This is a genomic window from Nocardiopsis sp. CNR-923, from assembly GCF_001942255.1.
Taxonomy (GTDB): Bacteria; Actinomycetota; Actinomycetes; order Streptosporangiales; family Streptosporangiaceae; genus Nocardiopsis.
In genome coordinates, this window is the sequence record NZ_MKKC01000144.1 from 1 (window position 1) to 8,241 (window position 8,241).

Annotated in this window: 9 protein-coding genes; 2 read left to right on the top strand and 7 right to left on the bottom strand. The window is 70.4% G+C overall.

The genetic code is table 11. The annotated features are described in order from the left end of the window. Positions 1 to 658: 658 nt before the first annotated feature. The 6 genes from rdgB to BJF83_RS24730 form a co-directional block, all read right to left on the bottom strand. Positions 659 to 1,264, bottom strand: a complete 606-nt coding sequence (gene rdgB, locus BJF83_RS24705; RefSeq protein ID WP_075928217.1) for an RdgB/HAM1 family non-canonical purine NTP pyrophosphatase — start codon at positions 1,262 to 1,264, stop codon at positions 659 to 661. 86 nt (positions 1,265 to 1,350) lie between these two features. Next, positions 1,351 to 2,070 carry a ribonuclease PH gene (gene rph, locus BJF83_RS24710; RefSeq protein ID WP_075928210.1) on the bottom strand — a complete coding sequence of 240 codons (720 nt, stop codon included), beginning with the start codon at positions 2,068 to 2,070 and terminating at the stop codon, positions 1,351 to 1,353. Positions 2,071 to 2,221: 151 nt separating this feature from the next. After that, on the bottom strand, positions 2,222 to 2,974 hold the full coding sequence (locus BJF83_RS24715) for an MBL fold metallo-hydrolase (RefSeq protein ID WP_075928211.1): 753 nt from the start codon (positions 2,972 to 2,974) through the stop codon (positions 2,222 to 2,224). Between the two features lie 316 nt (positions 2,975 to 3,290). Then, positions 3,291 to 4,238, bottom strand: a complete 948-nt coding sequence (locus BJF83_RS24720; RefSeq protein WP_075928212.1) for a PLP-dependent cysteine synthase family protein — start codon at positions 4,236 to 4,238, stop codon at positions 3,291 to 3,293. A gap of 7 nt (positions 4,239 to 4,245) precedes the next feature. Then, positions 4,246 to 4,524 carry a MoaD/ThiS family protein gene (locus BJF83_RS24725; RefSeq protein WP_075928213.1) on the bottom strand — a complete coding sequence of 93 codons (279 nt, stop codon included), beginning with the start codon at positions 4,522 to 4,524 and terminating at the stop codon, positions 4,246 to 4,248. Between the two features lie 93 nt (positions 4,525 to 4,617). Further along, positions 4,618 to 5,043, bottom strand: a complete 426-nt coding sequence (locus BJF83_RS24730; protein WP_075928218.1) for a Mov34/MPN/PAD-1 family protein — start codon at positions 5,041 to 5,043, stop codon at positions 4,618 to 4,620. A gap of 134 nt (positions 5,044 to 5,177) precedes the next feature. Here BJF83_RS24730 and BJF83_RS24735 point away from each other — a divergent pair, with 134 nt between their 5' ends. Together BJF83_RS24735 and BJF83_RS24740 are read left to right on the top strand one after the other, a co-directional pair. Further along, complete coding sequence (locus BJF83_RS24735; RefSeq protein WP_075928214.1) at positions 5,178 to 6,482, top strand: nicotinate phosphoribosyltransferase; 1,305 nt, start codon at positions 5,178 to 5,180, stop codon at positions 6,480 to 6,482. Between the two features lie 30 nt (positions 6,483 to 6,512). Continuing rightward, positions 6,513 to 7,088, top strand: coding sequence for a nicotinamidase (locus BJF83_RS24740; RefSeq protein ID WP_075928215.1), 576 nt, complete (start codon positions 6,513 to 6,515; stop codon positions 7,086 to 7,088). A 39-nt stretch (positions 7,089 to 7,127) separates the two neighbouring features. Here BJF83_RS24740 and BJF83_RS24745 read toward each other — a convergent pair whose 3' ends face one another. Then, complete coding sequence (locus BJF83_RS24745) at positions 7,128 to 8,135, bottom strand: tryptophan--tRNA ligase (RefSeq protein WP_075928216.1); 1,008 nt, start codon at positions 8,133 to 8,135, stop codon at positions 7,128 to 7,130. Positions 8,136 to 8,241: the final 106 nt, after the last annotated feature.

The following is an 8,241-nucleotide window of genomic DNA, read 5'->3' on the forward strand; positions in this document are numbered from 1 at the left end:
TCTTCCGTGGAAGGCGTCTGCGTTTCCGCTTTGTTGTGTCTTTACTTTATCAGGTGTTCCGTGCCCCGCCAAATCGGCGGTTCCGGATCAACCGAACGGTGTAAGGGGTCCGTTCCGTCTCATTCGTCCAGAATGAACTGGGAAGTCCGTTCGGATTGCTGAGGCGGCTTCCCGATCCTACCCGCACCGAGCACATGCTCGGACCGGTGTGACTGGGAGGAGGTCTATGGATCACGGCCCGGGTCCGAGTCGGCCTAACGCCGCTCGCCGTCCCGCGAAGACTCGCCGAGTCTAGACAATGGGCCCGGAAGCGTCAACTCCATCCGTTCGGTGAAGGGGAACCCCCACCTCTCGGACGTCCCACGTGGATCGCCGTCCTGGCGACCGGGTCGTGGACTGGCGGCGCCTCCGGGCGAGTCGATCTCCTTCCGGAGACCGGCTGTCTGTGGCCTGGACCACGTCCAGGTAAAACCCATCTTCCCCCGCTCCCCCTTGGCTCAAACCCCCTGAACCCGGATTGCTCCGAAGAACCTCGCGGCCCTCTGCCAGCGCCAACGTGGGGCGGGAGTGCGGCCCCCCACTCCACGACCACCCCGCGTTCGCCCGCCCGCGGCGCCGCCCGGCGCCCACGCTCTGCGGCCGTGGGAACGGCGAGGTCTCAGATCATCTCGGCGAGCTCCCCGGCGATCGTGCGGAACGCGATGCCCCGATGGCTGATCGCGTTCTTCTCCCGAGGGGTCATCTCGGCGGTGGTCCTGGTGTGCCCCTCGGGGACGAACACCGGGTCGTAGCCGAACCCGTTCTCGCCCCGGCGCTCCCGCAGCAGTCGACCGCGCAGGACCCCCTCGGCCACGATCTCCACACCGTCCGGCATGACCAGCGCCGCCGCGCACACGAACTGCGCCCCGCGCCGTTCGGCCGGGGTGTCGGCGAGCTGGTCGAGGACCAGATCGAGGTTGGCCCCGTCGCGGTCCTCGCCACCGAACCGCCCCGACCACCGCGCCGACAGCACCCCGGGCATGCCCTGGAGCTCGTCGACGCTCAGTCCGGAGTCGTCCGCCACCGCGGGAAGCCCCGTGTGCGCGGCGATCGCCCGGGCCTTGAGCAGAGCGTTGCCCATGAACGTGGGCTCGGTCTCGGGGACGTCCGGTGCGTCGGGGAAGGAGTCGAGCGCGAGGACCTGTGCCTCCACACCCGCCTCCGCCAGTATGTCCCGCATCTCCGGGACCTTCTTGGCGTTGCGGGTGGCCAGTACGAGTCGCACCCGTCCACCTCCCCCCGGGACTTCGCCGATCCGCCTGCCCACGCGCCCGCCCACCGGGCCCGTGGAGTCCGCCGTGTTCGCCGTGGTCACTCCGCCAGCGCCTTCTTCTGGATCGCGGTCAGCTCCTCGCAGCCGCTGACCGCCAGGTCGAGCAGGGAGTCGAGGAGTTCCCGGTCGAAAGGTGCGCCCTCCGCGGTGCCCTGCACCTCGACGAACTTGCCCTCGCCGGTCACCACGACGTTCATGTCGGTCTGGGCGACCGAGTCCTCCAGGTAGTTGAGGTCCAGCCGGGGCTGGCCCTGCACCACGCCGACGCTCACCGCCGCGAGCGAGCCGGTGAGCGGGTTGTTCTTCAGCTTGCGGCGCTTGCGCAGCCACTTCATCGCGTCGGCCAGGGCGACGTAGGCGCCGGTGATCGCCGCGGTCCGGGTGCCGCCGTCGGCCTGGAGCACGTCGCAGTCCAGGGTGATGGTGTGCTCGCCCATCGCCTTGAAGTCCACGACGGCGCGCAGGGAACGGCCGACGAGGCGGGAGATCTCGTGGGTGCGGCCGCCGATCTTGCCCCGGACGGACTCACGGGCGCCTCGTGTGTCGGTGGAGCGGGGGAGCATCGCGTACTCCGCGGTGACCCACCCCTCGCCGGTGCCCCGTCGCCACCGGGGCACACCGTCCTCGACGCTGGCCGCGCACAGGACTCTGGTGTCGCCGAACTCGATGAGTGCGGAACCCTCCGCGTGGCGGAGCCAGTTGCGGGTGATGGTCACGGGTCGGAGTTGGGTCGGAACGCGTCCGTCAGGTCGAGCCATGCAACGAGCGTATATCCGTGGAGTGCCCTTCGGGGCGGGAGTCGCGAAGTGTCCACCGCGTGGGCGGACGTGCCCTTCGCCACGTTCGCCGCCGGCCCTCCGCGGACCGCGCGCTGACCGCGACCGGGCTGCCTCCCGGGCCCGGGTGCCGTCAGGCCCCGACGATGTGGGTCTGGCCGCCGCGCGCCAGCCCGATCGGCCCGTCGTAGGTGGACCGCGCCTCGGTGAGCGTCACCTCGTCGTCGTTCCACGGCACGAGGTGGGTCAGAAGCAGCTTGCGCGCGCGGGCCCGGCTGGCGTGCTCGCCCGCCTCGCTCCCCGTCAGGTGCATGTCCTTGGGGTGTTCCCGGTGGTCCTGGAAGGCCGCCTCGCACAGGAAGAGGTCGGCGTCGGCGGCCAGGTCGATCAGCGAGTCGCACGCCCCGGTGTCCCCGGAGTAGGCCAGGGTCCGGCCCTCGTGCTCCAGCCGGATCCCGTAGGCCTCCACGGGGTGGTTGACCTTGTCGACCCGGGCGGCGAACGGGCCGATCCGGAAGTCGCCGACGGTGAGTTCGCGGAAGTCGAAGGCCTCGGTCATCCCGGGGTCGGGGTTCAGACCGTACGCCTGCGCCATCCGCAGGGCCACGCCCTGGGGGCCGTAGACGGGGATGCGGGGCTTGAGGCCGCCGGGCGGGAACATGCGGGCGACCCAGTAGGAGCACAGATCGAAACAGTGGTCGGCGTGCAGGTGGCTCAGGTAGACCGCGTCCACGGAGTAGATGTCGACGTGCCGCTGGAGCGCGCCCAGCGCCCCGTTGCCCATGTCGAGGAGCAGACGGTACCCGTCCACCTCGACCAGGTAGCAGGAGGCCGGGCTGTCCGGCCCGGGAAAGCTCCCGGAGGACCCGATAATCGTGAGTCGCACGTCGTCGTCGCCTTCTCGATGGGCCGCGCGGCGTCCGTGGCGCCCCCGTCGTCCGTGGCGACGCTGGGCGCGGATGGCGGCTGGTTCTGCGGATGTCCCGTTGTTACGGGTGTACCCCAATGCCCGGCCAGGTGGTACGAAATGTGGCCTGCATCTCAAGCGACGTGCGTCACGTGTGCATTTCCCACACGGCCTGACGGTGTCCGGCGCGGTCACCGCGCAGGAGCCCCCGACGCCGGACCCGCCGAGGGCCGACGCCCCGTGCGGGACGCCGACCCTCCCGGCCAGGGCCGGACCGCCCGCGCGGTCGCGGACCTCAGGCCCAGAGCTGGCCCTCCAGCCGTGCCTCGGCCTCGTCGAGCGTCCCCTCGTACGCCCCGGTGGACAGGTACTTCCACCCGGCGTCGGCGATGACGAACACGATGTCGGCGTGCTCTCCCGCCTGCTCGGCCTTGCGCGCCATCCCCAGAGCCGCGTGCAGGGCGCCGCCGGTGGAGATGCCCGCGAAGATCCCCTCCAGGTCGAGGAGCTCCCGGGTCCGTTTGAGCGCGGCGTCCGAGGGCACGGAGAAGCGCGTGGTCAGGACCTGCTCGTCGTACAGTTCGGGGACGAACCCCTCGTCCAGGTTGCGCAGGCCGTAGACCAGTTCGCCGTAGCGCGGTTCGGCGGCGACGATCCGCACGTCCGGCTTGTTCTCCCGCAGGTACCGGCCCACTCCCATGAGGGTGCCGGTGGTGCCCAGGCCCGCCACGAAGTGGGTGATCTCCGGCAGGTCCGCCAGGATCTCGGGCCCGGTGGTCTCGTAGTGGGCCCGGGCGTTGGCCGGGTTCCCGTACTGGTAGAGCATCACCCAGTCCGGGTTGGCCTTCGCCAGCTCCTTGGCGACGCGCACGGCCTCATTGGACCCGCCGGCCGCGTCGGAGTAGTGGACCTGAGCGCCCCACATGCCGAGCAGCTGCCTGCGCTCGGCGGAGGTGTTCTCCGGCATCACGCAGACCATGCGGTAGCCGCGCAGCTTCGCGACCATGGCCAGGGAGATGCCGGTGTTCCCCGACGTCGGCTCCAGGATGGTGCAGCCAGGCGAGAGCAGCCCGTCCTTCTCGGCCTGCTCGATCATGAAGAACGCGGCGCGGTCCTTGATCGAGCCGGTGGGGTTGCGGTCCTCCAGCTTCGCCCACAGCCGGACGTCCGGGGAGGGCGACAGGCGGGGCAGGCCGACGAGCGGCGTGCCGCCGAGGGAGTCGAGCAGGGAGTCGTAGCGCATGGCCGGCCTAGCGGCTGCCGCCGGCCACGGCCGGCAGGACGGTCACGTTGTCGCCGTCGGAGAGCTCGGCCTCCAGTCCGCCGACGAAGCGGACGTCCTCGTCGTTGAGGTAGACGTTGATGAAGCGGCGCAGCTTGCCGCCGTCCACCAGACGCTCGCCGATGCCGGGAAAACGGCTGTCCAGGTCCTCGAAGAGCGCGCCGAGGGTGTCGCCCGAGCCCTCGACGACCTTGGCGTCGTCGGTCAGGTTGCGGAGGATGGTGGGGATACGGACCTCGATGGCCATGAAGGTGTCTCCGTTAGCGGTCGTTGATGTGCGTTCATTCCCAACAGGGGCCCGGCCGCTCACATTCCGGTCGGCCGCCCCACTGGCACGGCCCTACTGGCCGCCCCGGTCGCCGCCGGTGACCTGCACCGGCTCCTCGGTGACCTCGCCGTCGACGATCCGGTAGGAACGGAACTCGACGGTGTCCGAATCGCGCGTGGACACGAGCACGTAGTGGGCGCCGGGCTCGGATGCGTAGGAGATGTCGGTGCGCGAGGGGTAGGCCTCGGTGGCGGTGTGCGAGTGGTAGATCACGACGGGTTCCTCGTCGTTGTCGTCCATCTCACGCCAGACCTTCAGCTGTTCGAGCGAGTCGAACCGGTAGAAGGTCGGAGACCGCTCGGCGTTGATCATCTCGACGAACCGCTCGGGGCGGTCGGAGCCCTCGGGACCGGCGACGACGCCGCACGCCTCGTCCGGGTGGTCACGGCGGGCGTGGGCGACGATCTGGTCGTAGATCGAGCGATCAATCCTCAGCATGCGATCCAGGGTACCCATCAACCTGTTCCCTACCAACCAAATGGGTATTGATGAGACGGCCCACTCAGCCGACTGACTCGCCACTGGTGGGGCGGGCCCGAAGGCACGGCCGCGCAAGAACTAGGCTCGTGCCCATGAGCGAGGACAGCAGCAGCGGACTGCTCACCGACCACTATGAACTGACCATGGTGCAGGGCGCTTTGCGCAGCGGGGCCGCCGGACGGCGTTCGGTGTTCGAGATGTTCGGACGCAGGCTCCCGGAGGGACGCAGGTACGGGGTCGTGGCCGGAACCGGGCGGTTCCTGGACCTGCTGGAGCGGTTCCGCTTCGGCACGGCCGAACTCGACTTCCTGTCCGATCGGGGCGTGGTGGACGATCGGACCCTGGACTGGCTCGCGCGCTACCGGTTCTCCGGGGACGTATGGGGCTACGGCGAGGGCGAGGCCTACTTCCCCGGCTCCCCGATCCTGGTGGTGGAGGCTTCCTTCGCCGAGGCCGTCGTGCTGGAGACCCTGGCGCTCGCCGTGTTCAACCACGACAGCGCGATCGCCTCCGCCGCCTCGCGCATGGTGGTCGCGGCGGGCGAGCGTCCGCTGATCGAGATGGGATCGCGCCGCACGCACGAACGGTCGGCGGTCGCCGCCGCACGGGCGGCCCACATCGCCGGGTTCGCCACCTCGTCCAACCTGGAGGCGGGACGGACCTACGGGATCCCGACCGGCGGCACCGCCGCGCACGCGTTCACGCTGCTGCACGACAGCGAACGCCAGGCCTTCCAGATCCAGTTGGAGTCGATGGGGCCGGAGACCACGCTGCTGGTCGACACCTTCGACGTCGAGCGGGCCGTCCGCACCGCCGTGGAGCTGGCCGGACCGAAGCTGGGCGCGGTGCGCATCGACTCCGGCGACCTGGCCGCGACCGCCGGTCGGGTCCGCGCGCAGTTGGACGCCCTGGGAGCCGACGAGACCCGGATCGTGGTCACCGGTGACCTGGACGAGTACTCCGTGCAGTCGCTGGCCGTGGCCCCGGTGAACGGTTACGGCGTGGGCACCGCCCTGGTGACCGGATCGGGGGCGCCCACGGTGTCCCTCGTGTACAAGCTGGTCGCCCGGGCGCGCGACACGGCGACGGACGCCCCCCTGGAACCGGTCGCCAAGCGATCGGTGGGCAAGCCGAGCCGCGGCGGCCGCAAATGGGCGGTACGCCGTTTGGACGAACGCGGCACCGCCGTGAGCGAGGACGTGTACACCCACGAGCCCTCGGGCGACAGGGGCACCCGCCCCCTGCTGCGCCCGTTGGTGGTCGAGGGCGAGGTGGTCGGACACGAGAGCGTGCGCGAGGCACGCCAGCGGCACCGCGAGACGCTGTCCGAACTGCCGGAGGAGGCGTTGCGGATGTCGCGCGGCGACGCCGCGCTGCCCACGGTCTTTCACCATTGACGTCGGAACGAGGTAGGCGAGGGAGCGGCGATGAAGGCACTCATCGTGGTGGACGTGCAGAACGACTTCTGCGAGGGGGGCAGCCTGGCCGTTGCGGGGGGCGCGGACACCGCGGCGGCCGTCACCGAGTACGTGCGTGAGCACGCCCACGACTACGACGCCGTGGTCGCCACCCGCGACTGGCACATCGACCCGGGCTCGCACTTCTCCGACGAGCCGGACTATGTGCGTACCTGGCCCAGGCACTGCGTCGCGTCGACGCCCGGGGCCGACTTCCATCCGGCGTTCGACACCGCCCGCGTGGACGCCGTCTTCAGCAAGGGCCAGTACGCGGACGGCTACAGCGGTTTCGAGGGCACGACGGGCGAGGACGGCACGCCCCTGGCCGACTGGCTGCGCGGGCGCGGGATCGACGAGGTCGACCTGGTGGGCATCGCCACCGACCACTGCGTCCGCGCGACCGCTCTGGACGCCGTCGCCGAGGGGTTCCGCACGCGGATCCGGCTCGGGCTGACCGCCGGAGTGGCGCGGACGACGGTGGACGCCGCCCTGGAGCGGCTGCGCGCGGCCGGTGTGGAGCTGGAGGGCGAGCCCGTGGTCGGCTGAGGTCCGCCCTCCGGCGGGTGCGTCCGCCCCGGCGCGCGCTCAGGCGACGCCGATGGCGGCGCGCACCTTGCCGACGGTGGCGCGGGCGCGCCTGCGCGCGCGCTCGGAACCCTCGATCAGGACCGCGTCGATCCGCCCGGGGTCCGCCATGAGGGCCTCGTAGCGCTCACGCTTGGGGCCGATCTCGGCGTTGACCGCCTCGAACAGCTCGTTCTTGAGCTCGCCCCAGCCCATGCCGCCCGCCTCCAACCGCTTGCGCACGCCGTCGACGGTCTCGGCGTCGGCGAAGTGCTGGAGCAGCTGGAAGGGGACCGAGCCGTCAGGGTCCTTGGGGTCCTCGACCGGGGTGGAGTCGGTCGGGATCCGGCGGATCGCCTTCTTGAGCTTGTTCTCCGGCAGGAACAACGGGATGTGGTTGTCGTAGGACTTGCTCATCTTGCGGCCGTCGACGCCGGGCAGGATGCTCGCCTCGCCCTCGTCGATGACGCCCTTGGGGATCGGGAATTCGTACGCCTCGCCGAACCGGTGGTTGAAGTACCCGGCGATGTCGGCGGTGTACTCCAGGTGCTGGGTCTGGTCGCGGCCGACGGGCACGTGCGTGCTCTCCATGACGAGGATGTCGGCGGCCATGAGGATGGGGTAGTTGAACAGCCCCATGTTGATGCCGGCGTCCAGGTCGGTGACGCCCACCGCGGCGTTGCGGTCGCGGGCCGCCTTGTAGGCGTGGGCACGGTTCATCAGGCCCTTGGGGGTGAGGGCGCTGAGGATGCTGGTGAGTTCGAACGTCTCGGGCACGCGGGACTGCTGGTAGACGATGGTCCGCTCGGGATCGAGACCGCACGCGAGCCAGGTGGCAGCGCCCGACCGGATGCTGTGTCGGAGTTCCTCGGCGTCCGTGACGGTGTTGAGCGCGTGGTAGTCCGCGATGAAGTAGTACGTGTCGTACTCACGGGCCGCCGCGAGGGCGGGCTTGATCGCACCGACGTAGTTGCCCAGGTGGAAGTCGCCGGTGGGCTTGATACCGGTCAGGTAGGTGTTCGCTGCCATGCTCACAGCCTAGACGAGTCTTTCCGAACACGTTCAGTGGTCGTAGGCGGTCAGTGAACGGCTGACCGCCTGGCCGGTCTGGAAGTTGCGCCAGATCGCGGCCGCC